At 71.2% G+C, this 26,138-nt stretch carries 25 protein-coding genes; 13 read left to right on the top strand and 12 right to left on the bottom strand.

Translation table 11 applies throughout. The features are described from left to right. Positions 1-24: 24 nt before the first annotated feature. The gene (locus VB738_RS07370) at positions 25-354 is read left to right on the top strand and encodes a DUF3067 family protein (protein WP_323305120.1); all 330 of its coding nucleotides are present in this window, start codon (positions 25-27) and stop codon (positions 352-354) included. Positions 355-375: 21 nt separating this feature from the next. Here the strand turns inward: VB738_RS07370 and tatC are convergent, their stop codons facing one another. Further along, positions 376-1,146 carry a twin-arginine translocase subunit TatC gene (gene tatC, locus VB738_RS07375; protein ID WP_323305121.1) on the bottom strand — a complete coding sequence of 257 codons (771 nt, stop codon included), beginning with the start codon at positions 1,144-1,146 and terminating at the stop codon, positions 376-378. Further along, positions 1,143-2,858 carry an Rqc2 family fibronectin-binding protein gene (locus VB738_RS07380; protein WP_323305122.1) on the bottom strand — a complete coding sequence of 572 codons (1,716 nt, stop codon included), beginning with the start codon at positions 2,856-2,858 and terminating at the stop codon, positions 1,143-1,145. The genes tatC and VB738_RS07380 overlap by 4 nt, the downstream gene beginning before the upstream one ends. A 61-nt stretch (positions 2,859-2,919) precedes the next feature. On the opposite strand from VB738_RS07380, the gene gmk reads away from it, so the two are divergent. Beyond that, complete coding sequence (gene gmk / locus VB738_RS07385) at positions 2,920-3,495, top strand: guanylate kinase (RefSeq protein ID WP_323305123.1); 576 nt, start codon at positions 2,920-2,922, stop codon at positions 3,493-3,495. Between the two features lie 82 nt (positions 3,496-3,577). Here the strand turns inward: gmk and psaJ are convergent, their stop codons facing one another. Then, positions 3,578-3,694: a photosystem I reaction center subunit IX gene (gene psaJ / locus VB738_RS07390; RefSeq protein WP_015110760.1), complete on the bottom strand. Its 117-nt coding sequence runs from the start codon at positions 3,692-3,694 to the stop codon at positions 3,578-3,580. Positions 3,695-3,705: 11 nt separating this feature from the next. Next, positions 3,706-4,215: a Photosystem I reaction center subunit III gene (locus VB738_RS07395; RefSeq protein WP_323305124.1), complete on the bottom strand. Its 510-nt coding sequence runs from the start codon at positions 4,213-4,215 to the stop codon at positions 3,706-3,708. Positions 4,216-4,288: 73 nt separating this feature from the next. Between VB738_RS07395 and tsaD the strand changes: the two genes are divergently transcribed. Next, a complete protein-coding gene (tsaD, locus tag VB738_RS07400) occupies positions 4,289-5,344 on the top strand; it encodes a tRNA (adenosine(37)-N6)-threonylcarbamoyltransferase complex transferase subunit TsaD (protein WP_323305125.1) in 1,056 nt (351 codons plus the stop codon). Positions 5,345-5,382: 38 nt separating this feature from the next. Next, a complete protein-coding gene (locus VB738_RS07405) occupies positions 5,383-5,580 on the top strand; it encodes a high light inducible protein (protein WP_323305126.1) in 198 nt (65 codons plus the stop codon). Between the two features lie 28 nt (positions 5,581-5,608). Here VB738_RS07405 and VB738_RS07410 read toward each other — a convergent pair whose 3' ends face one another. Beyond that, positions 5,609-6,694, bottom strand: coding sequence for a type IV pilus twitching motility protein PilT (locus tag VB738_RS07410; protein ID WP_416233159.1), 1,086 nt, complete (start codon positions 6,692-6,694; stop codon positions 5,609-5,611). A 238-nt stretch (positions 6,695-6,932) separates the two neighbouring features. Here VB738_RS07410 and wecB point away from each other — a divergent pair, with 238 nt between their 5' ends. After that, a complete protein-coding gene (wecB, locus tag VB738_RS07415) occupies positions 6,933-8,096 on the top strand; it encodes a non-hydrolyzing UDP-N-acetylglucosamine 2-epimerase (protein ID WP_323305128.1) in 1,164 nt (387 codons plus the stop codon). On the opposite strand, the gene VB738_RS07420 is transcribed toward wecB, so the two are convergent. Next, a complete protein-coding gene (locus tag VB738_RS07420; protein WP_323305129.1) occupies positions 8,093-9,151 on the bottom strand; it encodes an efflux RND transporter periplasmic adaptor subunit in 1,059 nt (352 codons plus the stop codon). The genes wecB and VB738_RS07420 overlap by 4 nt on opposite strands. A gap of 223 nt (positions 9,152-9,374) precedes the next feature. Here VB738_RS07420 and ychF point away from each other — a divergent pair, with 223 nt between their 5' ends. From ychF to VB738_RS07450, 6 genes are all read left to right on the top strand, one after another. Then, complete coding sequence (ychF, locus tag VB738_RS07425) at positions 9,375-10,466, top strand: redox-regulated ATPase YchF (RefSeq protein ID WP_323305130.1); 1,092 nt, start codon at positions 9,375-9,377, stop codon at positions 10,464-10,466. 9 nt (positions 10,467-10,475) lie between these two features. Then, complete coding sequence (locus VB738_RS07430; RefSeq protein WP_323305131.1) at positions 10,476-11,366, top strand: NAD(P)-dependent oxidoreductase; 891 nt, start codon at positions 10,476-10,478, stop codon at positions 11,364-11,366. 62 nt (positions 11,367-11,428) lie between these two features. After that, positions 11,429-12,148, top strand: a complete 720-nt coding sequence (locus tag VB738_RS07435) for an ABC transporter ATP-binding protein (protein ID WP_323305132.1) — start codon at positions 11,429-11,431, stop codon at positions 12,146-12,148. Next, complete coding sequence (locus VB738_RS07440) at positions 12,145-14,781, top strand: ABC transporter permease (RefSeq protein ID WP_323305133.1); 2,637 nt, start codon at positions 12,145-12,147, stop codon at positions 14,779-14,781. Before VB738_RS07435 ends, VB738_RS07440 begins: the two co-directional genes overlap by 4 nt. Continuing rightward, on the top strand, positions 14,778-15,962 hold the full coding sequence (locus VB738_RS07445) for a lipocalin-like domain-containing protein (RefSeq protein WP_323305134.1): 1,185 nt from the start codon (positions 14,778-14,780) through the stop codon (positions 15,960-15,962). Before VB738_RS07440 ends, VB738_RS07445 begins: the two co-directional genes overlap by 4 nt. A gap of 34 nt (positions 15,963-15,996) precedes the next feature. After that, complete coding sequence (locus VB738_RS07450; protein ID WP_323305135.1) at positions 15,997-16,230, top strand: hypothetical protein; 234 nt, start codon at positions 15,997-15,999, stop codon at positions 16,228-16,230. Here the strand turns inward: VB738_RS07450 and VB738_RS07455 are convergent. After that, positions 16,204-17,427 (bottom strand): MFS transporter, encoded by a 1,224-nt coding sequence (locus VB738_RS07455; protein WP_323305136.1) that lies wholly within the window; start codon positions 17,425-17,427, stop codon positions 16,204-16,206. The two genes, VB738_RS07450 and VB738_RS07455, sit on opposite strands and share 27 nt — an antisense overlap. On the opposite strand from VB738_RS07455, the gene VB738_RS07460 reads away from it, so the two are divergent. Next, the gene (locus VB738_RS07460; RefSeq protein ID WP_323305137.1) at positions 17,415-19,010 is read left to right on the top strand and encodes an alpha/beta hydrolase; all 1,596 of its coding nucleotides are present in this window, start codon (positions 17,415-17,417) and stop codon (positions 19,008-19,010) included. The genes VB738_RS07455 and VB738_RS07460 overlap by 13 nt on opposite strands. Before the next feature lie 25 nt (positions 19,011-19,035). On the opposite strand, the gene VB738_RS07465 is transcribed toward VB738_RS07460, so the two are convergent. The 3 genes from VB738_RS07465 to VB738_RS07475 form a co-directional block, all read right to left on the bottom strand. Beyond that, positions 19,036-20,055 carry an ABC transporter permease gene (locus VB738_RS07465; protein ID WP_323305138.1) on the bottom strand — a complete coding sequence of 340 codons (1,020 nt, stop codon included), beginning with the start codon at positions 20,053-20,055 and terminating at the stop codon, positions 19,036-19,038. Then, on the bottom strand, positions 20,052-21,677 hold the full coding sequence (locus VB738_RS07470) for an ABC transporter substrate-binding protein (protein WP_323305139.1): 1,626 nt from the start codon (positions 21,675-21,677) through the stop codon (positions 20,052-20,054). The genes VB738_RS07465 and VB738_RS07470 overlap by 4 nt, the downstream gene beginning before the upstream one ends. Positions 21,678-21,739: 62 nt before the next feature. Then, positions 21,740-22,522: a hypothetical protein gene (locus VB738_RS07475; protein ID WP_323305140.1), complete on the bottom strand. Its 783-nt coding sequence runs from the start codon at positions 22,520-22,522 to the stop codon at positions 21,740-21,742. A 182-nt stretch (positions 22,523-22,704) separates the two neighbouring features. Here VB738_RS07475 and VB738_RS07480 point away from each other — a divergent pair, with 182 nt between their 5' ends. Further along, positions 22,705-23,523: a hypothetical protein gene (locus VB738_RS07480; protein WP_323305141.1), complete on the top strand. Its 819-nt coding sequence runs from the start codon at positions 22,705-22,707 to the stop codon at positions 23,521-23,523. Position 23,524: 1 nt separating this feature from the next. Here VB738_RS07480 and VB738_RS07485 read toward each other — a convergent pair whose 3' ends face one another. Both VB738_RS07485 and VB738_RS07490 read right to left on the bottom strand, forming a co-directional pair. Beyond that, positions 23,525-24,025, bottom strand: a complete 501-nt coding sequence (locus tag VB738_RS07485; protein ID WP_323305142.1) for a hypothetical protein — start codon at positions 24,023-24,025, stop codon at positions 23,525-23,527. Positions 24,026-24,447: 422 nt separating this feature from the next. Next, positions 24,448-25,752 (bottom strand): homoserine dehydrogenase, encoded by a 1,305-nt coding sequence (locus VB738_RS07490; protein WP_323305143.1) that lies wholly within the window; start codon positions 25,750-25,752, stop codon positions 24,448-24,450. Positions 25,753-26,138 lie beyond the last annotated feature (386 nt).

The raw sequence follows: 26,138 nt of genomic DNA on the forward strand, positions 1-26,138 counted from the left end.
CTGTTGTGGAGTGCGCCGTCCGCCATGACCTCACCGGAACCGCTGCGGCGGGAGGAACTGCTGGAACTGCTGCGCAGCCGCTGGCAGGCCTCCTATGACCTGCAGCTGGTGCAGCGTCGCGGCCGCCTCTACCTGCATGTGATGTGGGGCTATCTCGAGCAGCAGTCCTTCCCGCTCACCCCAGAGGCCTATGAGGCGCATCTGGAGGAGCTGGTGGGCTCCCTCAACGGTCTCGGGGTGGCCTCCCAGGTGCGCCAATGGCTGCGGACCACCACCGACAAGCCCCGATTGGGCAAGGCCCTGTCCCTGCCCCTGGAGCTGCCGGCGGGGCGCGCCAGCGAGTTCATGCTCTGATCCCGGCTGGGCGCCGGCCGTTCAGGCGGAGGGGGACGGGGAGGGGCGCAGTCCTTCGGCCAGGGCCACCAGGGCCACCCCCAGCAGGTAGAGCGCCGTGATCGCGCCGGTGAGCAGCAGCATCGTGATCGGGTCGGTGGAGGGGGTCAGAACCGCCCCGGCCAGGGCCGCCACCAGCACCACCCAGCGCCAGGCGCCCAGCATCGTCCGCCAGTCGATCAGCCCCAGGGCTCCCAGGAGCAGCTGCAGCACCGGCAGCTGGAAGGCCAGGGCCGTGGCCACCATCAGCAGCAGCACGAAGTCGAGGTACCGCTCGATCGACCAGATCGGCTCCACCACGTCGGCGCCGTAGGAGACCAGGAAGCGCAGGGCGGCCGGCACCAGGGCCCACCAGGCGAAGGCCAGACCGGCGGCGAACAGCACCGTCGAGCCGGCGACGGCGGGGGCCACCAGCCGCCGCTCCCGCCGGGTCAGCCCCGGCAGCACGAAGGCCAGGACTTCGAAGATCACGTACGGCAGGGCCAGGGTGAGCCCCGCATAGCCGGCCACCTTCAGCGACACGAACAGGAATTCGCCCGGCGCCAGCTGCAGGAAGCGGATCCCCTCGGCCGGCACCTCCAGCAGCCGCACCAGGGGCCGCACCGCCAGCAGGCAGGCGGCGGCACCGACCACCACCGCCAGCAGGCTGCGGAGCACGCGCCGGCGGAGCTCCTCGAGGTGCTCCACCAGGCTCATGTGCACCTCGCCGGGGAACTCGCCGGGGAAAATGTCCTCGGGGATGGGGTCGCTCATGGCTGTTCCGTTCCCGGCAGCCTAGGGGGCTCGGCCAGCAGGCCAGCGGCCCGCTCGGGCACCGCCCACAGCACCTCGCCCCCCCGGTGGCGCACCGTGCCGGGGCCGGCGCCGGCGATGCGCTGCAGGTCTGTGGTCGGCACCATCACCACCGGCATCCGGCCGTTGGCCCGGCCGCGGCTGAAGTGGGCCGCCAGGTCGGCCGCCTCCCGCAGGTCCGCGTCGCCGGGGGTGCCTTCCGAGCCTTTGAGCACCACGTGGCTGCCCGGACACTCCTGGGCATGGAACCACAGGTCGCCGCGCCGGGCCTGCTGCAGGCTGATCCATTCGTTCTGGCGGTGGTTGCGACCCACCTGCAGCCGCAGGCCACCGCTGCTGCGCAGTTCCAGCGGGGCCGGAGCACCCCGGGCCGCCCCCCGCCGCACCCGCCGGGACGGCCCCGGCCCCTGGCCGTCGCGGTCGGGCAGCAGGGCGGGGAGGTCCTCCTCCACGGCGGCCAGCTGGGCCCCGTTCTCCGCCTGCTCCAGGAAGGTGAGGCTGGCTTCGATGGCGGCCAGCCGCTGCTGGTGCAGCTCCAGCCGCGGGGTGATCGCGGCGACGGAACGGCGCAGCTTGCGGGCCCGGCGGTACAGCCGCTGGGCTTCGTCGATCTCCTCCCGTGAGGGCGAGGGCAGACTGAGCAGGCCGTCCGCCTGGCGCTGCATCGCCTCGCTGCCGGGCACGGCCTCCAGCAGGCTCTGCTGCTGCTCAGCGTTGCGGCGCTCCCGGGCCGCGGCGTTCAACAGCCGCTGCCGCAGGCTCGCTCGCCGCTGCTCCAGCTCCCGGCGCCCCAGGCGATCGGCGTAGTAGCCCGCCAGCCCCCGGTTGATCGCCCAGTCGTCATCGTCATCGTCGTCGGCGGTCGGCGCTCCTTCGGGGTCCCAGCAGCGGTAGTCGCTCGGTCCGCCCCAGCCCAGCTGGAAGTGCTCCTCGGCCACCGTCTCCAGCCAGAGCCGCCAGCGCTGCCAGAGCCGTTGCCATGCCTCCGCCTCCAGGCTCTGCACGGGCCGGGCCAGCCCGTCCTGGGCCAGCTGGCGGGCCAGGGCCGGGCCCACCCCCTGGTAGGCACCCATCAGGGCCTCGCCGATCGTCTGGGGCAGCAGGCCCAGGCGCCGGCGCCAGGAGGCGACCTCCTCCTCCAGTCGGGGCGGTTCGCCGGCCATGGGCGGGGGCGGCTGGTAGGGGTCGCCGGTACCGATCGGCCGCAGCCGCGACCGGTCCTGGCGCACCTGGCGGGCCAGGGCGATCACCCGCTGGTCTTCGTCGAGCAGGAACAGGTTGCTGTGGCGCCCCATCAGCTCCAGCACCAGCTGCCTCCGGACCGGCTCGCCGGGCCTGGGGGCGAAGCCCAGGGTCACCACGCGCTCCCAGCCCTGCTGCTCCAGGCTCACCAGGGCCAGCCCCCGCAGGCCGTGCTGCAGCTGCTGGGCCAGGGTGCTGCCCTCCCCCTGCTTCAGGGGCGGCGCGACCACCAGCAGACGCGGGGCTTCCGCCAGCCAGCTCAGCTCCAGCCAGCGGGTTCCCTGCAGGCAGCGCAGGCCGAGCTGCAGCCGGTGGGCATCGGGCTGCTGGGCCTTCTCGAAGCGACTGGGCAGCAGGCCGCGGCGCATTTCAGTCAGCACGGCGCGCAGGCTGGTCACATCCATGGCCTGGATGGACGGGGATGGTGCCATCGCCTCCTCTGTCGCCTCAGATGCGGTCCACCCCTACTGTGCGCCCCAGCGCCAGCGATCCATGGACTCCCTCCCCACCAGTGGCCGGCTCACGGTGATCACCGGCCCCAGCGGGGTGGGCAAGGGGACCCTGGTGGCCGGGCTGCTGCAGCGGCACCCCGCCCTGTGGCTGTCGGTGTCGGCCACCACCCGCACGCCCCGGCCCGGAGAGATCGACGGGCAGCACTACTTCTTCCTGTCACGCCCCGACTTCGAGGCGCAGGTGGCCGGCGGGGGCTTCCTGGAGTGGGCCGAGTTCGCGGGCCACCTCTACGGCACCCCCCGCGCTCCGGTGGAGGCCCAACTCGCCCAGGGGCGGCCGGTGCTGCTGGAGATCGAGCTGGAGGGGGCCCGCCAGGTGCGTCGCACCTTTCCGGCGGCCTTTCAGCTGCTGATCAAGCCGCCCAGCTTCGAGGAACTGGAGCGCCGCATCCGCGGCCGCGGCACCGACAGCGAGGAGGCCATCGGGCGGCGGCTGGCGCGGGCACGCCAGGAACTCACGGCTGAGGCGGAGTTCGATGCCGTCCTGGTGAATGCAGACCTTGACGCGGCCCTCAGGGAACTGGAGCTCCTGCTGGGATTCTGCGACGCCGTCTGAGACCCCGGCCAGGGAAGAGCCGCCATGAAAAAAGCGGCCCCGACAAGGGCCGCTTCTGGAATTGATGAACCTGTTAAAGGCTTCAGAGGGGGTGGATGATCAGATCGGGGAAGAAGCGGAAGACCTCGATCGTGATGCCGGCGGTCAGGGTGAACCAGACGGCGGCCACGACGGGAGCAGTGGTGAGGAATTTTTTCATGGCTGTTGGAATCAGCGGGGGGAAACGGTCACTTTGGAGTCGGATTCCACCATGGCGCCGCTGGTGAACTCCTTGAGGGCCGCCAGGGGCCAGACGGCCGCCGCCAGGGTGGTTTTGAAGGCCAGGGGCAGATCGATCTGGATCTCGCGCATGGTGGCGTCCTTGCTGCCGCGGATGGCGATCAGGTAGCCACGGCCGGCCCAGCCGATCGTGCCGGCGATGTACAGGAACAGCAGGCCAGGGATCGTGAAGTCACCAGCGTGGCTCCAGCGGCCGTCCGTGATCAGGTGGGGCAGGCCATCGGTGCCACACAGGGCCTGGCCGTAATAGGCGAAGCGGGCCTTGGCCTGGTCCGTGGTGGCAGCGGCGGCGCGCTGCTGGAAGCGGGGGGTCTCGCTGCAGGGGGTGAGTCCGCCGATGTCGGCCCGGGCCGAGGGGGCGAAGCCGAAGAGCAGGAACACGGACGCCACCAGGGCGAAGGCCCGGATGGCGAAGGAACGACTGGAGAGAAGACGGCGCATGGAGAGGGGCCGCGGGGGAACTGCCGCGGGGCAGGATGGCTCGTGCGGACAGTAGGGGAGCTCTTCCGGGAGCATGCGCACGGTTCTGGCCCTCGAAACAAGTTGTGACGAGTCGGCGGCGGCGATCGTGGCCGGTCGGCGGGTGCTGGCGGGGGCCGTGGCCTCCCAGATGGAGGAGCACGCCCGCTGGGGCGGCGTGGTGCCGGAGATCGCCTCGCGCCGCCACGTGGAGGCCCTGCCGGCCCTGATCGCCCGGGTGCTGGAGGAGAGCGGTCTGGCCATGGCCGACCTCGATGCCGTCGCCGCCACGGTCGCCCCCGGCCTGGCCGGGGCCCTGCTGGTGGGGTCGGTCACGGCCCGCACCCTGGCGCGGCTGCATGGCAAGCCCTTCCTGGGGGTGCACCACCTGGAGGGGCACCTGTGCTCGGTGCACCTGGGCGATCCCCTGCCGTCGGGTCCTTACCTCGTGCTGCTGGTAAGCGGCGGCCACACCGAGTTGATCCGCGTCGATGGCCCCGGGGCCTATACCCGCCTGGGCCGCAGCCGCGACGATGCGGCCGGCGAATGCTTCGACAAGGTGGCTCGGCTGCTCGGGCTTGGCTATCCGGGGGGGCCCGCGATCGAGGCGGCGGCGGCCGAGGGTGACCCCGGTCGCTTCCGCTTTCCCAAGGGGAGGGTCTCCCTTCCCGAGGGGGGCTTTCACCCCTACGACTTCAGCTTCAGCGGCCTCAAGACGGCGGTGCTGCGCCAGGTGCAGCGGCTTGCCGGTGAGGGCGCTCCCCTGCCGGTGGCCGACCTGGCGGCGAGCTTCGAGCAGGGGGTGGCCGAGGTGCTGGTGGAGCGCAGCTGCCGCTGCGCCGTCGAAGCGGGCCTGGAGACGGTGGTGCTGGTGGGGGGCGTCGCCGCCAATCGGCGCCTGCGCCGCCTGATGGGGGAGGCCACCGCCGCCCGCGGTCTCTCCTGGCGCGTCGCGCCCCTGGCTTACTGCACCGACAACGCCGCCATGGTGGGCCTGGCGGCGATCGAGCGGCTGGAGGCGGGGGGGCGCAGCGTGATCAGCCTGGGGGTGGCGGCCCGGCTTCCCCTGGAGCAGGCCGGCGTGCTCTATGCGCCACAACCCCCCTTTTGATACCCCTATGGTGGGGAAGTCGCTTCAGGTTCGGCCCCATGGCCCCCGCGAATCCCCTGCCCCTCGAGCAGGTCGAATCTTCTCTCAGCGACACGGAACCCGTGTCCCAGCAGGAGCTCAACGCCTGGAGACGGGGATTCACTCCCCAGGCCGAGATCTGGAATGGCCGCCTGGCCATGCTCGGCCTGTCGGTCGGATTGGGTGTCCTGCTGCTCGTCCGCTTGGCCGGAGGCTGAGCCCGGCCGGCTTCCGTCGCTTCGAGACTCAGGTCCGTCCCCTCAGCGTCTGAGCCAGTTCGCTGGGCCTGAGGCTGGCGGCGAGAGCGTCCTCAGGATGCACTCTGCCGGCGGATACCAGGTTCGCCAGGTATTGATTGGATGTGATCATGCCGTCGAAGCCGCTGCGGGCCATGATGGCTTCGATCTCATCGAGATTGGCCCGCAGGATGTAGTCCTTGCAGGCATCGGTGTTGATGAAGACGTCGTGGTACGACGCCCTTTTGCCATCCACCGTCTTGATCAGACCCTGGGAGATCACCCCCAGCAGCGAATCGGCCACCGAACGCCGGACGATGTCCTGTTCGTCGGGGGGATACATGCCCAGCATCCGCTCGACGGAGCGCACCGCCGAATTGGTGTGCAGGGTGCCCAGCAGCAGGTGCCCGGTCTGGGAGGCTTCGATGGCCGTGGTGAGGGTGTCCTGGTCGCGGATCTCCCCCACCAGGATCACGTCGGGATCTTCCCGAAGGGCGGCGCGCAGGGCCGTCTTGAAGTGGCGGGTATGGCTGCCCAGTTCCCGCTGGCGGATCAGGGACTGGCGGCTCTGATGCACGAATTCGACCGGATCCTCGATGGTGAGGATGTGGCGCTTCATCGTGCGATTGATGTGGTCGATGACCGCCGCCAGGGTGGTGCTCTTGCCGGATCCCGTCGGCCCGGTGACCAGCAGCATGCCCTTGGGCCGCTGGGCCAGATCCTTGAGCACCGGCGGCAGGTTGAGCTCGTCGATGGTGGGAATGGCCTGGGGAATCAGCCGCAGCACCATCGCCGGCCCCTGCAGGGATTCGAGCAGGTTGATCCGCACCCGCACGAAACCGAAGGCGTACGAGCCGTCGTATTCCTTCTGCTGGAAGAAACGATCGATCTGGGCCGGCTCCAGGATCTCCCGCAGCCAGTCGCGGAAGGTGTTGCCGTCGGTCACCCCCAGACCGGCCAGGATCATGTCGCCGCGGCTGCGGAACCTGGGCTCCTCCCCGACGCCGAGGTGGATGTCGGAAAAGTTGCGTTCGAAGGCCACGCGAACGATCTGCTCCAGCGTCGGTGGGGATCCACCATCGGCCGACATGGGCATCACCTCAGCGAAAAGGGAGGCCCTTGGCTGAACGCCCACGGGGGGCGGAGGTGGTGGCGGGTGGGACATGGAGGAACGCGGCTGGAGCGCGGGGCGGTCCCGCTGGTGGATTCCGTTGGGCGAATCCGCCGAGGTTTGGGCGAATCCGCCGAAGGCTGTGTCGCTCCCAGCGGATCCTAGGGGCCGATTTGCATCTGCGGACTGCGTCCGCGACGGCGCCCTGCCTGGTCGGGGAGCGATGAACCCAGGCTGCCTAGGATCGTTTCATCTGCGTCGACCCGTGTCCCCACAGCCTCTGATCAGCATCGTTCTGGGCACGCGCCCCGAGGCCATCAAGCTGGCTCCGGTGATCCTGGCCTTCCAGCGATCGCAGGACTTCCGCACCCGCGTCGTCCTCACGGGGCAGCACCGCGAGATGGTCACCCAGGTGATGCACCTGTTCGGCCTCACCGCCGACCATGATCTGGCCCTGATGGCCCCGAAGCAGACCCTCACCCACGTCACCTGCGCGGCGCTGCAGGGACTGAAGCAGGAGTTCGAGGAGCACCGCCCCGATCTCGTGCTCGTGCAGGGCGACACCACCACCGCCTTCGCCAGCGCCCTGGCTGCGTTCTACGAGCAGATCCCCGTCGGCCATGTGGAGGCCGGGCTGCGCACCGACGACCTGCTCGATCCCTTCCCCGAGGAGGCCAACCGCCGCCTGATCTCCCAGCTGGCCCGCCTCCACTTCGCCCCCACCCCGCAGTCGGCGGCGAACCTGAGGGCCTCGGGGGTGGTGGGCGAGATCCTCACCACCGGCAACACGGTCATCGATGCCCTGCTGCTGATGGCCCGTTCCGCCCCCGACTGGGACCTGCCCGGCCTCGACTGGCAGAACCAGCGGGTGCTGCTGGCCACCGTGCACCGCCGCGAGAACTGGGGGGAGCGCCTCCAGGACATCGGCCGCGGCTTCCTCGCCCTGCTGGAGCGCTTCCCCGACACCGCCCTGCTGCTGCCGCTGCACCGCAATCCCACGGTGCGGGAGCCCCTGCAGGCCCTGCTCGGCTCCCATCCCCGCGCCTTCCTCACCGAGCCGCTCGACTACGACCGCCTGGTGGCGGCGATGCGGGGCTGCACGCTGCTGCTCACTGATTCGGGCGGTCTGCAGGAGGAGGCCCCGGCCCTGGGCAAGCCCGTGCTGGTGCTGCGCCGCACCACCGAGCGGCCGGAGGCGGTGGCGGCGGGCACGGCCAAGCTGATCGGCACCGACAGCGAGGCGATCCTCAGCGAAGCCAGCCGGCTCCTGGAGGACCCGGAGGCCTACGGGGCCATGGCCCAGGCCCACAATCCCTTCGGTGACGGGGCGGCCAGCGGCCGGATCGTGGAGGCGACCGGCCGCTACCTGGGCCTGGTGGCCGCCTAGGGGCGCTTCTTGGCCCAGGGGGGCAGGTCGATGAACACCCGGGTGCCGCTCTCCAGGCCCGAGAGGATCTGGGTGTCCTTGCCGCTGCTGGCCCCCAGCTCCACGGGCTGGAAGGTGGGCTCCTGCCCCTTGCCCACCAGCAGCACCCCCGGCCGGCCGTCCTCGGTGACGATGGCGACGGTGGGCACGACGGTCCGGGCCTGCAGGGTGCCGGTCTGAAAGTCGATGTCGGCGGTCATGCCGATGCGCAGTTCCGGGGCCGGATCGGTCAGCTGCAGCTTCACCTCGAAGGAGGTGACGTTGTTGGTCTTCACCGCCCGCGGGGCGATCTGGCGCACCCTGGCCTGGAAGCGACGGTCGGGGAAGGCATCGACGCGCACGCTGGCGGGCAGGCCCACCCGCAGCCGGCCGATGTCGCTCTCGGGCACCTTGGCGACCACCTCCAGCCCTTCGGAGAGCTCCACGATCGAGGAGCTGGTGGCGCCGGCGGTGGCCGACGCGGTGGTGGTGGGGGTGACGAAGGCCCCCGGTTCGGCGTAGCGCTGGCTGATCACCCCATCGAAGGGGGCCCGCACGATCAGTTCGTCCTTCTCCACCATGCGCTGCCTGAGCCGTTGCCGGGCGGCGGCGGTGGCCAGGCGCCGCACCTCCGCCTCCGAACGGAAGCGATTCATGGTGTCGAGGCTGATCGCCCCCTGGCGGAACAGGGGTTCGTTGCGGCGCAGTTCGCTGTCGCTGCGGCGCTGCTCCGACTCCGCCGACTGCACGTTGGCCTGCAGTTCCATCAGCCGGTCGCGCAGGTCGCCGTCATCCATCAGGGCCAGGGGCTGGCCCCTGCGCACGGTGTCACCCTCGTCGACCATCAGCTCGAGCAGCACCCCCTGCCGCTTGGGACTGACATTCACCCGCTTGACGGCATCGAGCTCGCCGCTGGCGGTGATCACCCCGGGCAGGGATCCTTCGCGGGCCACCACGGTGAAGGGGGCCAGGTCGCGGCCCGCCTGCAGACGCTGGCGCTGCCAGAGACCGGCGGTGGCGAGCACGGCCAGGCCCACAGCCAGGCCGATCCAGAGGCGGCGGCGGCGGCCGCGGCGCCGGCCCTTCGGAGGCCCGGACAGGGGCGGGGGCGCGTCCCGGGTGGGGGCGGGGGCCGGCGGCAGGGGGGTGATGGCGGGAATGGGCCGGCGGATCGCTGCCGACAGTTTCGCCTGTCTGCGCGAGGGTTGTGGATGGCGGGTGACCGAAGGGCCCCGTCCGGGCGCCCCCTACATTTCCCCCATGCTCAAAGCCGGAATCGTCGGGCTGCCCAACGTGGGCAAGTCGACCCTCTTCAACGCCCTGGTGGCCAACGCCCAGGCCCAGGCGGCCAATTTCCCCTTCTGCACCATCGAGCCCAATGTGGGGGTGGTGGCGGTGCCCGATGAGCGCCTCCAGAAGCTCTCCGATCTCTCCAGTTCCAAGGAGATCGTGCCGACCCGGGTGGAATTCGTGGACATCGCCGGACTGGTGCAGGGGGCGAGCCAGGGGGAGGGGCTCGGCAACAAGTTCCTGGCCAACATCCGCGAGGTGGATGCCATCGTCCACGTGGTGCGCTGCTTCGAGGACGATGACGTGATCCACGTCTCCGGCAGCGTCGACCCGGTGCGGGACGCCGAGGTGATCAACCTGGAGCTGGGGCTGGCGGATCTGGCCCAGATCGAGAAGCGGCGTGAGCGGCTCAAGAAACAGATGCGCACCAGCAAGGAGGCCGCCGCGGAGGACGGCGCCCTGGCCCGGCTGCAGGCGGAACTGGAGCAGGGCGGCGCCGTGCGGCGGGTGACCCTGACCGAGGAGGAGCAGGCCCTGGTCCGCAACCTGGGCCTGCTGACCGGCAAGCCGATCATCTATGCCACCAACGTCAGCGAGGATGACCTGGCGGAAGGCAATGCCTGGGTGGCCGCCGTCGAGGCCCTGGCCGCCCGGGAGGGGGCCGAAGCGGTGCGCATCTCCGCCCAGGTGGAGGCCGAGCTGGTGGATCTGGCGGCCGAGGAGCGCGCCGACTACCTGGCTGGCCTGGGGGTGAGCGAGGGCGGCCTGCAGAGCCTGATCCGCGCCACCTACCGCCTCCTGGGCCTGCGCACGTACTTCACCACCGGCGAGAAGGAGACCCGAGCCTGGACGATCACCGCCGGCATGACCGCCCCCCAGGCGGCCGGGGTGATCCACACCGATTTCGAGCGGGGCTTCATCCGGGCCCAGACCATCGCCTACGCCCAGCTGCTGGAGGCCGGCACCCTGGCCGAGGCCCGCAACCGGGGCTGGCTGCGCAGCGAGGGCAAGGAGTACGTGGTGGCCGAGGGGGATGTGATGGAGTTCCTGTTCAACGTCTGACGACGCCCCGTGGCCTTACCCATCGGTTTCATCGGCCTGGGGGCCCTCGGCGCTCCGATGGCTTGCAACCTGCTGGCCCAGGGCTTCCCGCTCACGGTCCACAACCGCCACCGGGACCGGGAGCTGCCCCTGGCCGCCGCCGGGGCCCGTCGCGCGGCCACACCGGCGGCGGCGGCCCAGGGCGCCGCTGTGCTGGTGCTCTGCCTGAGCGACGACGCGGCGGTGGCGGCGGTGCTGCTGGGGGAGGGGGGCGAGAGTGCCGTCGCCGCCCTGGCCGGTCTGGCGCCCGGGGCCCTGGTGGTGGATGTCTCCACCATCGCGCCGCAGACGTCGAGGGCCATGGCCGCCGCCCTGGCCGCTCGCGGTGTGGCTTACCTGGATGCGCCGGTCACCGGGGGCACCGAGGGCGCCCGGGCGGGCACCCTCTCGGTGCTGGTGGGGGGAGCGGTCGCCGACCTGGAGCGGGCCCGGCCGCTGCTGGAGGCCGTGGGCCGCACGATCACGGCGATCGGCCCGGTGGGGGCCGGCCAGGAGGCCAAGGCCGTCAACCAGGTGCTGGTGGCGGGCTGCTACGCGGCGGTGGCGGAGGCCCTGGCCCTGGGGCAGCGCCTCGGGCTGCCCATGGAGGAGGTGCGGCAGGCGCTGCTCGGCGGAGCCGCCGGTTCCTGGGCCCTGGAGCATCGCGGCGGTTCGATGCTGCGGAGCGAGTTCCCGCTCGGCTTCCGCCTCCGGCTGCATCGCAAGGATCTGGCGATCGCCCTGGGCGCCGCCGCCGCCGCTGGCCTGGAGCTGCCGGTGGCGCGCCAGGTGGCCGTGATGGAGGACGACCTGATCGCGGCGGGCCATGGCGACGAGGACGTGTCGGCCCTGGCCCGCTGGTTCAGCGCCGGCTCCCGGTGAGCAACGCGGCCTCCCTACCTTGGTCCGGCTCCTGTGGTGGTGGCCGCCAGGCCGTTGGCTGAATGCCTGATGCATCCCCGGCCTCCGCGATCGAACTGCGGGGGCTCAGCAAGCGATTCCAGGAGGGCGAGAGCGAGCGCACAGTGCTGCAGGCCGTCGACCTGACCATCGCCCCCGGCCAGTTCGTGGTCCTGCTGGGCCAGAGCGGCAGCGGCAAGAGCACCCTGCTGCACCTGATCGGCGGCATCGACACCCCCTCCTCCGGCTGCGTGGCGATCGGCGGGGTGGACCTCACGGCCCTCGACGAGCGCGACCGCACCCTGTTCCGCCGCGACCACATCGGCTTCATCTTCCAGTTTTTCAATCTCATCCCCACCCTCTCGGTGCTGGAGAACGTCACCCTGCCCGGCGAGCTGGCCGGCCGGCCCCGGGCGGCCCTGGAGACGGCCGCCCACGATCTGCTCGGCCGGGTGGGGCTGGCTGACCGCGCTTCCACCAGGCCCGACCGTCTCTCCGGCGGCCAGCAGCAGCGCGTGGCCATCGCCCGCGCCCTGCTGCACCAGCCCCTGCTGATCCTGGCCGACGAGCCCACCGGCAACCTCGACGAACACACCGGTGAGCAGGTGCTGCAGTTGCTGATCGACCTCACCCGCCAGCAGGGCCGCACCCTGATCATGGCCACCCACAACGGGGCCATCGCCGGCCGGGCCGACCGGGTGCTGCGGGTGCAGGAGGGCCACCTGCTCGAAGCGTCCGCCCCGGCGGCTGCGGTGCCGGCATGAGCCAGGGAGATGCACCGCCCGTGGTCCGCAATGGGCCCCTGTGGCGCCTCGCGGCCCGGCGCTGGCGTCGCCGCCCCCTGCAGTACCTGCTCTGCATCCTGGGCATCGCCCTGGGGGTGGCGATGCTGGTGTCGATCGATCTGGCCAGCGGCTCGGCCCAGCGGGCTTTCTCCCTCTCCACCGACGCCATCACCGGCCGCACCACCCATCGCCTGGTGGCGATCGGTCCCGGTGGCGTCCCCGACGCCACCTTCGTCGCCCTGCGCCGCCGCTTCCCGGAGATTCCCGCCGCGCCGGTGATCGAGGCCTATGGCCGGGCCGAGGAGCTGGACGGGGAGCTGATGCGGCTGGTGGGGGTCGATCTGTTCAGTGAGGCGCCTTTCCGCGGCCTGCTTGGCGGCGACGGCGATGGTCGGGGTGGCGGAAAAGGGGCTGGCGGAAGGGGCTTCGTGCCCTTCCTCACCGAGCTCGGTACGGCCGTGATCGCCGCCGACACCGCCGAGCGCTTCGGCCTCCACCCCGGTGCCGCCGACGCCTCCAGCCTCCTCCATCTCGATCTGGGCGGGCGGACGTCGCCCCTGCGGCTGGTGGGCAGCGTCAGCAGTGGGTCGGCCCTCGAGCGCCGGGGCCTGGAGACCCTGCTGCTGGTCGACATCGCCACCGCCCAGGACCTGCTCGCCCCCGCCGGTGCCCCTGCGGCCCCGGCGTTGGGCCACATCGATCTGATCCTTGAAGGCCCCGCCCAGGAGCAGGCCATCCGCACCTGGCTGCCCGCAGGGCTGAAGCTGGAGACGGCGGCGGCGCGCGGCAACGCCGTGCAGCAGATGACGGCCGCCTTCGAACTCAATCTCACCGCCATGAGCCTGCTGGCCATGGTGGTGGGCATCTTTCTCATCTACAACACGGTCACCTTCAGCGTGGTGCAGCGCCGCAGCCTGTTCGGGGTGCTGCGCTGCCTTGGGGTGACCCGGCGCCAGCTGTTCACCCTGATCCTGGGGGAGGCGGCCCTGTTCAGCCTGGTGGGGTCCCTGCTGGGCCTGGTGCTGGGGGTGGTGCTGGGGCGCACCGTCGTCGGCCTGATCACCCAGACGATCAACGACTTCTACTTCGTGGTCTCGGTGCGGCAGATCAGCCTCTCGGGGTTCACCCTGGCCAAGGGGATGGTGGTGGGGGTGGCTTCGGCCCTGGTGGCCTCGGCCCTGCCCGCCTGGGAGGCGATGGCCACCCCGCCCCAGATGACCCTGCAGCGCTCCAGCCTCGAGGCCGGCTGGCAGCGGCTGCTGCCCTGGTTCCTGCCGGCGGCCTTCCTCAGCGGCGGCCTGGGGGTGCTGCTGCTCCGCTGGGACAGCCGGGGCCTGGTGGCCGCCTTCGCCGGCCTGTTCGCCCTGCTGATGGGGGCCGCCCTGCTGATGCCGCCCGTGCTCGCCGTCGTCATGGCGGCCCTGGGCAGGGCCGGCGGCGGTTTCGGTGTGGTGGCCCGCCTCGCCCCCCGCGACATCCTGCGCTCCCTAAGCCGCACCGCGGTGGCCGTGGCGGCCCTGATGGTGGCGGTGTCGGTGATCGTGGGGCTCTCGATCATGATCGGCTCCTTCCGGGGGACGGTGGTCACCTGGCTCGACCAGACCCTCCAGGCTGATCTGTTCGTCTCCCCGCCCAGCACCACGGCCAATCGGGTGCTGGGAAAGGTGGATCCCGCCATCGTCCAGGCCGTCGCCGCGCGTCCCGACCTGCGGGCCATGGTCACTTACAACAGCTTCGACGTGCACCTGGCCGACCAGGACCGGGACATCACCCTGATCGCGGCCGGTGGTGACGTCTCCGCCGGCCGGCGTCCCTACGCCTGGGTCCGCCCGGGTGTCGACGATCCCTTCGCCGCCCTGGCGGCCAGAGAGGGGGTGATCCTTTCCGAGGCCGTCTACCTGCGCGATGGGCAGGGTGCCATCCCCGAGCAGGTCAGGCTCGAAACCCCTGACGGTGTGCGCAGCTTCCCGGTGGTCGCCGTCTTCTACGACTACTCCTCCGACCGCGGCAGCGTGCTGATGGACCGCTCCCAGGTGGCGGAGCTCTGGCACGACGACAACGTCGCCTCCCTGGGGCTGTTCCTGGCCCCGGGCGTGGAGCCCGAGGCGGTGGCCGCCGAGCTGCGGGAGGGCTTCCGCAGCCGCCAGAGTCTGCTGGTGCAGACCAACGGCGCCCTGCGCCAGGGATCACTGGAGATCTTCGATCGCACCTTCGCCATCACCGGAGCCCTGCAGTTGCTCACGGTGCTGGTGGCCTTCATCGGCATCCTCAGCACCCTGATGAGCCTGCAGCTGGAGCGGGGCCGGGAGTTCGCCGTGTTGCGGGCCGGCGGCATGACGCCCCTCCAGCTGGGGCGCCTCACTCTCCTGGAGACGGGCCTGATGGGTCTGCTGGCCGGGACCTGTTCGATGCCCCTGGGCTACGTGCTCGCCTGGGTGCTGGTGCATGTGATCAATGTGCGTTCCTTCGGCTGGACCCTTCAGATCGCCCTGGAGCCCCGCTTCTTCGTCCAGTCCCTGCTGGTCGCGGTAGGTGCGGCGCTCCTGGCGGGTCTCTACCCGGCCCTGCGCCTCGGCCGCATGAACATCAGTGAGGCCCTGCGGCAGGAATGAACCACCGCCATCCCTTGCGCACCCTGCTGGCCCTGGTGGCTGTGCTGCTGCTGGGCCTGGCCGGAGCGGCCCCGGCCGGGGCCAGCAGCGGCATCCGCTGGGGGGAGGCGCCGGAGCCCGCAGGATTTGCCCGGGCCTTCACTCCGCGGGAGTGGCAGTTCCCCGCCGACTTCGGCCCCCATCCCGCCTACCGGACCGAGTGGTGGTACTACACGGGCAATCTGGAGGGCGACGACGGTCGCCCGTTCGGCTACCAGCTGACGGTCTTCCGCCAGGCCCTGGCCCCCGATGGCTCAGCCGCACCCAAGCCCGCCGGGGCCACTCCCGAGGTCTCCGGCTCCCGCTGGCGCACCCCCCAGGTCTTCTCCGCCCACTTCACCGTCAGCGACATCGCCGCCGGTTCCTTCCTGCAGGAGGAGCGCTTCGCCCGCGGCGCCCTCGGCCTGGCCGGCGCCGAGGCCGATCCCTACGCGGTCTGGCTGAACGACTGGCGCATCGGCGCCGAGGGCCCCGATCGGGTGCGGCTCCAGGCCGGCACCGACGCCATGGCCATCGACCTGAGCCTCCGCCAGAGCAGGCCTCCGGTGCTCCAGGGCCAGAACGGCCTCAGCCGCAAGGGGCCCGAGGCTGGCAACGCCTCGCACTACTACTCCCTGGTGCAGCAGCCCACCGAGGGCACGGTCACGGTGGCGGGCCGCACCTACGCGGTCCACGGCGTCAGCTGGAAGGACCATGAGTTCTCCACCAGCGTCCTCAGCCCCGGCACCGTGGGCTGGGACTGGTTCTCCGCCCAGTTCGAGGACGGCTCCGCCCTGATGCTCTACGGCCTGCGCCGGGAGGACGGCGGCAAGGAGCCCTTCAGCGGCGGCCGCTGGATCGACGGCGACCAAGAACGCGAGCTCGGCGCCGACGACTACGTGCTCACGGTGAAGCGCACCTGGCGCAGCCCCCACAGCGGTGCCACCTACCCCGCCGCCTGGACGCTCACCATTCCACGGCTGGACCTGGAGCTGGCGATCGCTCCGCAGATGGCCGATCAGGAGCTGACCACGGCTTCGGCCACCTACTGGGAGGGGGCGCTCCGCTACGAGGGCCACCGCGGCGAGCGGTCGCTGCGGGGCCGCGGCTACGGCGAACTCACCGGCTACGTCGACCGCCTCGATGGCCTGCGGGGTGGCTGATCGGCGAGGATGGCCCCAGCAGGAGCGAAGGGCCATGGCAGCAGCGGACCATCCCGGGACCCCATCCCCCCCATCGGCGGAGTCTGGCGACGCCGCCGGCACGGCCGCCGATCATCCCCACAACTTCGAGGTCCAGAAGGAGATCCACCGCCGCATCCGCAACGACCCCGATTACGACGACTGGGAGTACGGCACCGAGCCCCTGCCCCATGAGGCGTGGGTGGAGCGGCAGGCCGCCGCGTCAGGGGAGCGCCCGGCGGGGGCCTAGGCCCCGCACCAGCAACAGTCCCCCCAGGCAGGCCACGGCCATCAGCAGCCACAGTCCGGCCCCGTGTCCCTGGCCGTCCAGCAGCCGGCCGGCGAGCAGGGGCGCCCCGAAGCCGCTGATGGCAAAGCACTGGGACAGCAGCGCCAGGGCCAGGCCCTGGTGCTCGATCGGACTGCGTTCCACCACCGCCTCGGTGGCGGTGGGCAGGAAGCAGGCCATCCCGAGGGCCAGCGGCAGCTGGGCGAGCAGCAGCAACCCCAGCCCCCGTTCGCTGTAGGCGGAGGCCGCCAGCAGCAGGTTGCCGGCCGCGAAGCTGAGCAGGCTGAGGTTCAGGCCCGCCGTCACCGGCCGGCGGGCCAGGGCCTGACCCACCGGCCACTGGAGCAGGAGCAGCAGAGCCAGCTGCAGGCCGATGGTGAGGGCACCGAGGCTCACCGGCAGGGCGCGCCGCAGCAGGCTGCCCCGCACCAGCTCCAGGGGCAGAGCGCTCTGCATCAGGGCCGGCATCGCCGTGGCCAGCACGGCGACGGCCAGCAGCGGCACCAGGCCGGGCAGCCAGGGGCCCCAGGGGCTGGGGTGGGCCAGCCGTTCCCTGGGCCTCGGATCCGGCAGCTCCCGGCGCGACAGCACAAGCAGCAGCACCAGCATGCAGCCGATGTCCACGGCGTAGATGCCGCGCAGCCATCCCCGCCAGGCGAGCACCGCTCCCACCAGGGCTCCGACAGCGATGCCCAGGGCATCGGCGCTGCGCATGAGGGCGAAGGCCCGGCCTGAGGGCACCGGCGCGCAGCAGAGCGGCACCGCCAGCTCGATCGCCGGCCAGTAGAAGCCCACCGCCATGCCGAGCAGCACCTGACCCTGCAGGTAGCCGCTGAAGGAGCCGGCGCCCATCAGGCGGACGTCACCGGCGATGGCCATCAGGGCCGCCAGCAGCACCGGAACGGCGCAGTTCAGGCCCCGATCCAGGAGGAGACCGCTGAGGATCCGGCCCAGGGTTCCCGCCAGGGCGGCCAGGGCCAGCCCTTCGGTGACCCGGCCAGCGCTGAACTGGGCCTGGTGGAACACCATCGGCGTCAGGTAAAGCACGCCGCCTGCCCCGAGCATCGCGATCAGGCGGATCAGGGCGACATGGCGCAGGGCTGCTGGAAACTGGGTGAACCAGGACCGCGCCCTGGCCCTCCCCTGTGCCTGTTCCACTCCGCCTTCGTCCGTTCAAGGGTCTGCTGGCCAGTCTGCTGATCGCCGGGACGCCCCTCGTGCCGCCGGTGGCTGCGGCGGAGGTGCTGGAGCTCCGCTTCGATGGCCTGGAGCTGCCGGTGAACCTCGAGCAGCTCGATGGCTGGAGCCGCAGTCCGGCCGGCCGGTCCGGCGGCGGGGATCTGGCCGTCTGGCTGGATCTGCTCGACCCCCGCAGCCGCCAGGACCTCAAGATCCTGCTGCGGGCCCCCCTGCTGCGGGACACCAGCTTCGGCCAGCAGCTCCTCGACAGCTGGGCCGGCAGCCAGATGATGGCCCGCCTCGGGGACCTGCTGACCACGGCCGACGGCCGCAGCACCACGGCGGTGCTGCAGACAACGCTGCGCCGGCTGCTGGAGTCCCGTCAGGATGTCTCCACCATTGGCCTGCTGCGGGCCCTGCCGGTGCAGCGGCTGAGCCTCCAGCTTGACGGGCTCTACGAGCTGGCCCTTCAGTGGCGTCAGCAGATCGACCTGCAGCGGCAGGCCCTGGGGCGCCTCCAGGCCCTGGCCCTGCCGGAGCGCCGCACCGGTCCCCTGGCCTTCACCGATCGCACCCCCCTGAGGCCCCGGCGGCAGGGGCTGGCCGTGGGCCACCGCCCGCAGCCTCTGCCGCTGGAGGTCTGGCCGGCGCCGGCCGCTGGACGGGGCAGCGCGGCCCCGCAGCGGCCGTGGCTGCTGATGATGCCTGGCCTGGGGGGCAATGCCGACCAGTTCGGCTGGCTGGCCAGCGAGCTGGCCGAACGGGGTTGGCCGGTGGTGGTGGTGCAGCATCCCGGCAGTGACGGCCCGGCCCTCAAGGCCGCCCTCGACGGCCAGCGACCGCCGCCGGGCGCCGAGACCCTGGCCATCCGGCTGGCCGACGTCGAGGCCGTGCTGGCGGCCCAGCGCCGGGGCGAGCTGCCGGTGCGCGGCGATGGGGTGGTGCTGCTCGGCCACTCGATGGGGGCCCTCTCCGCCCTGCTGGCGGCGGGGGTGGTGCCGGAGGCAGGTCTCGCTGAGCGCTGCCGCAAGGCCCTCGACCGCCTTCCCATCGCCAACCCCTCCCGACTGCTGCAGTGCCAGCTGTCCAGCACCGACCTGCCGAAGCGCTCCTCCCCCCCCGCCGACCTGCGGGGGCTGGTGCTCCTCAACAGCTTCGGCAGCCTGCTCTGGCCGCGGCGGGGGCTGGCGTCCCTGGGGGTGCCGGTGCTGATGGTCGGCGGCAGCCTCGACCTGGTGACGCCGCCGCTGGAGGAGCAGCTGCGCCTGTTTCTCCAGGGCAGGGATCCCCGCAGCCGGCTGGTGATGGTGGAGGGGGGCAGCCACTTCTCCCCCGTGCGGCTGATGCCCACCGATGAGGTGCTCTTCCGCCTCGATGAGGAGCTGGTGGGAGTGGACCCGGCCCGGGTGCAGTCAGCGCTGCTGCGCCTGACCACCGAATACCTCCAGACCCTGGAGCAGCCCCTGCTGCTGCCGGCCCAGCGGCGGGTCCAGCAGGGGGTGACCCTCGACGTGCTCGACGCCGCCGCCGCCCGGCGCTGGAAGGCCGGCCTGAAGCCCTGACCCACCAACCGCTGCGCCCCGTAGCTCAGAAGCGGATGCGCGGATCGAGCAGGGCCACCAGCAGGTCCACCAGCACGGTCACCAGCACCACCAGGCCCGCCACGACGACCACGATCCCCTGCACCACCGGATAGTCGCGCTGGGCGATCGCCTCCTGCAGCCGGAAGGCGATGCCGGGCCAGGAGTAAGTGACCTCGATCAGCAGGGCGCCGCCGATCAGGGAGGCCACCGTGATGCCCGTGATCGTCAGCACGGGCAGCAGGGCGTTGGGCAGGGCGTGGTGCAGCACCACCCGTCGCTCGCTCAGGCCCCGGCTGCGGGCCGCCTCCACGTAGTCGGAGCCGAGGGCACGGCGCAGGTTCAGCCGCAGGGCATTGGTGAAGATGCCGCTGAGCAGCAGGCCCAGGGTGGCCGCCGGCAGCACCAGATGGCGCAGGCTGCCGGCCAGCTGGCCCCAGTCCCCTGCCCGGAGGCTGTCGAGCAGGTAGAAGCCCGTGCCTTCGGGCGGCATCAGGGTGGCGGGGAAGCGTCCCCCCACCGGCAGCCAGCCCAGCCAGACGGAGAACACCAGCTGCACCACCATCGCGGCCCAGAAGGGGGGCAGGGCGTAGGTGCTGATGCCATAGAGCCGGCCGGCCAGATCGATGCGCCCCTCCGGGCGGGCGATGCCGCTGAACCCCACCGCCAGACCCACCACGGCGGCCAGCAGCAGGGCCACCACGCCGAGTTCCAGGCTGGCAGGCAGGCTGGCCTGGATGATGCCGGTCACCGGTTCGCCGTTGGTGAGCGAGGTGCCCAGGTCGCCCCGCAGCAGATGGCCGAGGAAGCGCCCGTACTGCTCGCCCAGGGGCAGATCCAGACCCAGCTGGGCCCGCAGGGCGGCCCGGGCCGCCTCCGGGGCGCGGGTACCCAGCAGGGCGTCGATCGGATCACCGGGGGCCACCCGCAGCAGCAGAAACACCAGCGAGGCGATCAGCCAGAGCATCACCGGAGCCAGGGCCAGACGGGAGGCCAGGTAGCGCGCCAGGTCGGAACGGCGGCTCATGGCACCCGGGCCGCGGCGGCGGCGGGGAGACGGCGCAGCTCGCCCAGCATCACCCGGCCGGACCCGTCGAACCGGGGCTGGCTGACGCCCGGCTGGCCCCAGGCCACCGGAGCACTCAGCCACACCGGCACGTAGGGGCTGGCGGCGGCCACCCGGCGCTGGATGGCCACCAGCAGGGCGATCCGCTCGGGGCCGTCCAGCTGGCTGCTGCGCCGCAGCTCCTCCTCCAGTCCCGGGGCGGTCCAGAAGGTGCCGCCCAGCACGCTGTTGCCCTCCAGGCAGCGGTCCCCCTCGGCCTTGCTGCAGGACAGCAGCGGCATCAGGAAGTTCTCCGCATCGGGGTAATCACCGATCCAGTCGTAGAAGAGCATCGTCAGGGCGCCTTTGTCGAGCTGGGAGTAGGCGGTGGTCGACTCCATGCCGCTCACTTCGAGCGTCACGCAGTCCCCCAGGTCCCGGCGCAGCTGGGCCTGCCAGGTGAGGGCGAACAGCCGGTCGGTGGGGATGTCGGAGCGGTAGGTGAAGGGCAGGGTCAGCACCCGGCCGCCGCAGTACCCGGCCTGGCGGTAGAGGGCGCGGGCCCCGGAGGGGTCATAGGCCGGCCAGGCGGTGGGATCGGAGCCCGGTAGATCGGGGGGGACCAGCTGCCGCTGGGGGGAACGCAGGTCCAGGGTGACCCGCCGCACGATGGTGGCCCGATCGAGGCTGCGGGCCACGGCCTGCCGCAGGCCGGGCCGGTTCAGCGGCGGCTGGTCGCTCAGCAGCGACACCAGGCTGATCTCCTGGGAGGGGCCGACGGCCTGCCGCAGGCGGCCGGCCGCTGCGTCCCGCTTCAGGGCCTGCTGGTGGTCGATCTCGAGGCCGGTGCTGAGCAGCAGATCCACCTCGCCGCTGCGCAGGGCCCCGAACAGGGCGGTGGAGTTGCTCAGGGTGACCAGGTCGATGCCCCCGTTGGCCGGCCGCCGGCCCCAGTAGCGGGACCAGGGCACGAGCCGCTGCTGCTGGCCGCCGAAGAAGGCCAGGGCGTAGGGGCCCGTGCCCACGAAGCGGTCGTTCAGGGGCTTGTCCCGGTGCTGCCGGTAGGCGGTGGGGGAGACCGGGGTCAGGAAGATGGCGCTGAGCAGCCGCGGCAGCGGGCTGAAGGGGCGCTTCAGCACCAGCTCGATCTCGTGGGGAGCGGTGACCCGCACACTCTCGACCCGTTCGCTCAGCTGGTAGCCGAGGGTGCCGATCGCCATGAAGCGCTGCAGGGAGAAGGCCATGGCGGCGGCATCGAAGCGGGTGCCGTCGTGGAAGAGCACCCCCCGGCGCAGAGGAATGCGGGCCCGCAGCCCATCGGAGCTCACCACCGGCAGGGCCGTGGCCAGCTGCGGCTCGATGCGGCCACTGGCGTCGATGGCATAGAGGGGGTCACCCAGGCCGCTGAGCACCTGCATCACCCCGATCCGGGAGGCCTGGACCGGATCGAGGGAATCGATGCGGCTCTTGGTCGCCACCACCAGGGACCGGCGCGATCCCGATGGCTGACAGCCCGCCAGCAGCGGCAGGGCCAGCAGCAGGGTGGCGAGGGCGGTGGCCGTCGCGGCCGGCCCGCGGCGTGTTCTGCCCCTGGTCGTCGGCAAGACCTTGCAATCCGGTGGGGCCCATTCAAGCGGCCTGTCCAGCCCGACCCCGACGGTGGAGTTCAGGGGGTCCGTCGGTTGCTCCTGGGCCGCCGCCCGCGCAGGATCTCCAGCTGTCGGATCAGCTGCTGGAGCAGGGTCAGGGAAGACCCCGGCCACTGGGCGCCGGCGGCGAAGGCTGCGGCGAAACCCACCGAGGCGATGCTCACCCGCGCCACCCCCTGGCCGAGGGCCCAGACGTCGGTGGGGGCGGGCCCGCTGATCCGGCCGGAGGCACGGGTCTCCGTCTTCTGGAGTTCATCGAGCAGGCTGCGCTTGAGCTCGTTCAAGGGCAGGCTGAGGGCCGCCGGGGGCAGCTGGGGCCTGGGGGCCTGGAGGCGGGAGAAGCGGGCCTGCAGGTCCTCCGGGCTGGTGGCGGCCTCGATGGCCTGGCGGATCCGGGTCACCCGTTCGTCGAGCACCGTGCGCTGCATCGCCTGGGCGCCCTTCGCCTGGGAGAGGACGCGCCAGGTGGCGAAGCCCTGCAGGGGCACCAGCAGCAGGAAGGCGAACACCGCCACGATGGCCCACTGGCGGGCGATGGCCAGCTTCGCCCGCAGGAAGCCGTTGGTGGGCTCGATGAAGAGCCCGAGGTGCAGCAGCAGGAACCCCAGCAGGGCCAGCAGCGCAGTGTTGACCATGCGGTTGGTGAACCGCAGCTGCCAGGAGGGATTGAGGAGCTGGACGGGCAGGGAGTCGACCAGGACGAAGGCCAGGAACACCAGCAGCAGGCCGGCGCCGCTCCAGGCGAACAGGCGGCTGAAGCCGGCGATCGTCTCCTCGCGGCTGGGGGTGTGGTCAGGCATCCGTGGTCCGGGCTGGACAGGGGGGCGAGAGCTGGCCAGCGGCCCAGACCTTAGGGGGCCCGGTCCGCGCCGTCAGGGGCTCGCCCGACGGTCCGGCGGACCGACCCAGGTGAACGACTGAAGTGCAAATCAGACAATCCTGAAGTTTGTCTGATAAGGTGGTGAGACATTCCTGGTTGTTCATGGTGCGCTTCTCTGGGTTGGGTGCCCTCGGCCTGAGGCGTTTCCGCCCCTCCGTCCACCTTTACCCTCCCCTGGTCCTGATCAGTTGTCTGGTCGCCAGCACGGCGGCGCCGGCCGAGAGCACCCTTGGACACGATGCTCTTGCCCAGCTTCGGGAGCTCCGGGAGCTGCTGGTTCCCGGTTTCGGGCGCGAGCCGGAGATGAGCATCGGCGTCGGTGGCATCGGCCTGAGCAACCCCGTCTCCGGACTGGTGGTGCCCCCGTTCCGCCTCGGATCCGATTCCAGCATCGATGGGTTCGTCGTTCCCTCGGGCGTCTTCCTGGCGCGCTCCGGCGACGTTGCAGGCCGCGGCGGCTTCCGCCTGACCAACCCCCTCGCCTTCCGCTGGACGGGGACGGCGACAACGCTGCCTCTGCGGCTCACCTGGCAGGCCGGAACCCTCTTCGACAACGTCTTCGACGGCTCCACGGGCGCCTTCGTGCCTTTCCGGATCGTGCCCGCCGGGCCCCCTTCCGTTGAGCCGGTGCTCGCCCTTGTGGCCGAGCCCGCCGACGGGACGGACGGCCTCGGGGAAAGGGATGAAATGTTCGAGAAGGCCCTGCTTCCCCCGGCCCCAAGTGGCCCCGCCGGCGAGCAGCCCAGAAGCGCCCCCGGCGAGCTGCCCGGTGATGGCGGCGAGGGTCCCTCCAGTCAGCCCGTTGGTGACGGGGAGGTTTCCGAAACGACCCCGGTGCCCGGACCCCTGCCCGTGGCCGGGGTGGCCCTGGCTTGGCGCTGCAGCCGCCGGTTGCGGCAGCGCCTGCGCCAGGGGCGCTGAATCAGGGGCGCCGTGATCGCCTTCGACGTCTTCCGAACAGCGACTGGCCCCACCCCGACATCCTCTCCTGGAGCGTCAGAGGAGATGGGCCAACCTGGGCCCCGGCGGCGAACCCGATGAAAAACCCGATCGAGGCCACCAGCGTGCGTGCCGTGTTCTGGAGAGCTGCCCAGATCTGGGTGGGTGCGGTGGTGCTGGAGATGCGGTCGAAGTACAGATTATGGGATCGCTCGAGGCTCGCGATGATCGATTTCTGGACTTCGGCCAGGGGTCTGGAGAGATCTTCCGGTGCCAGCTGAAGGCGGATTCCCTGCAGCCCTGACAGCTTCTGTTGCAGGTCGGCGGTGCTGGTGGCGGATTCGATGACCCTCTTCAGGGGGGCGACCCGGCGGTTGGCCTGCCGAATCTGGCTCTGCTGGTTGGTCTTGGCCTCGGTGTACGCCTTCCAAGTGGCGAAGCCCTGCAATGGAATCAGCAACAGGAAACCGATGGCGGCGGCCATCGCCCACTGGCGCAACGTGAGGAGACGCTTCCGGATGCGGACGTTGGCAGGGTTGAGGATTGCCGCGAGGTGGACGCAGACGAATCCCACCAGGGGAATCGACCCCACGGACAGGACTCGCGCCACGAAACGCAGCTGCCAGTTGGGATTCAGCAGCTGGATGGGCAGGGAATCCACGATCGCGTAGCCCAGGAAGACGAGAAAGAGGCCCTTCCCGACCGCCATGAGCAGCTCACTCCCAGCGATCTGGGTCGCGGTTCTCTCGTCGATGGGTCCACCGTCCGGATCGGCGCCCGGGTTGCTGGTCTGACCGGTCAGGGGATGGAGCATCGCAGCAGGGAATCCTGTTGTCAGGACATGGGGGATGGCGCAAAATTAGTCCCCCCGGGGCGTCCAATCTTCTTCATCAGCGGAACACCCTGCTAAAGAGTCCTCAGACAGGCAGCGACCGCCTGTACCTCCGGCAGCGCCTCGATGGCGTCGAGGGCTGCGCGGAAACGGGCCTCCAGCACCTCATGGGTGATCGTCACGATTTCGGCAGCCCCCGCGTGGCCGGCGAACTGAACGATCGACTGGATCGAGACGCCCGCGTCGCCGAAACAGGTGCCGATCTTGCCGATCACGCCGGCCTCGTCGAGGGTGCGCAGGCGGACGTAGTTGCGGTGGCTTGTGTGGGCGCTGCCCACCAGGGAGCAGCGGCGCCAGCGGCTCGCGGCCAGCAGGGGATCCAGGCCTGCCTGAGGTCCACTCACCCTGTGGATGCCGGCGATGTTGAGGATGTCAGCCACCACCGCCGAGGCGGTGGGGCCCGCCCCCGCCCCCGGGCCGTAAAACATCACCTGACCCACCGGGTCCCCTTCTACGAGGATGGCGTTGTTCACTCCATTGACTCCGGCCAGGGGGTGGGGCTTCGGCAGCAGGGTGGGATTGACCCGCACGTCCAGCAGCGCGCCGCCCTCGGCGTCGTCCCCCATGTGTTCCGCCACCGCCAGCAGCTTCACCACAAAGCCCAGCTTGGCGGCGTAGGCCACGTCACGGGCGTCCAGACGATCGATGCCCTCGGTGGCGATGCTGGCGCGGGAAATGGTCCCTCCGTAGGCGAGCCCCGCCAGAATGGCGATCTTGTCTGCCGCGTCGCCGCCCTCCACATCGGCCGCCGGGTCTGCTTCGGCGTAGCCGAGCGCCTGGGCCTCGGCCAGAACCTCCCCGTAGCCGGCCCCGTCGTCGGCCATGCGACTGAGGATGTAGTTGGTGGTGCCGTTGATGATGCCGCTCACGCGCCGGATGCGATTCCCCCCAAGGGACTGCTTGAGGGGCTCGATGATCGGTATGCCCCCACCCACAGCCGCCTCGATCAGCACGTAGACCCCACGCTCGGCAGCGGCGGCTGCGATCTCCTCGCCGTGGCGGGCGATCACCGCTTTGTTGGCGGTCACCACTGACTTGCCGGCGGAAATGGCCCTCAGGATCAGAGTCCGGGCCGGCTCCAGACCCCCCATCACCTCCACCACGATCTCCACCGCCGGATCGTCCACCACCAGGAGGGGATCGGTGACAAGGCTTCCTGGTGGGAGGCTCACGGGCCGGGACCGCTGCGGATCGCGAACGGCCACCCGGCGCAGGGCGAGATCCGCCACCATCGGATGGCGCCCTTGCGGGTTGGTGAGAATGGAAGCCACGCCGGCTCCCACCGTGCCAAGTCCAAGCAGGCCAACACCGATAGTCATGGGTGGGGATCCCGGGAGACTGGATAGTAGAAAGTCTTCCGCCCTCGTTCGCCTGAGCTGCGTTCCACGGGAGTTGATGGCCTGCTGGGTCGGGGCTTCTCCTTTCCCCGCCTCACGCCTGAGCAGGCCCACGGGCCCGGCCTTCACCCCATGTCCAGCGCACAGGCTCCAAGACGCATGGTGGCGTCAGCGAGCCCTCAGCTGGAGGATGCGTGGCGTGTCTAGAGGCTGGAATCGGTAATCGATACTACGTTCTGGCGCACGCTCGACAAGCGAAGTCTGATTGATTTCCCACAGATGGATGAAGTCCTTGGCAGCAGAATGGGAAAAGATGCTGAACGTCATGGTTCGATTTCCATCTTTCACCATTCGCCCATCGTCGACAG

Source organism: Cyanobium gracile UHCC 0139 (assembly GCF_034931325.1).
Lineage (GTDB): Bacteria > Cyanobacteriota > Cyanobacteriia > PCC-6307 > Cyanobiaceae > Cyanobium > Cyanobium gracile_B.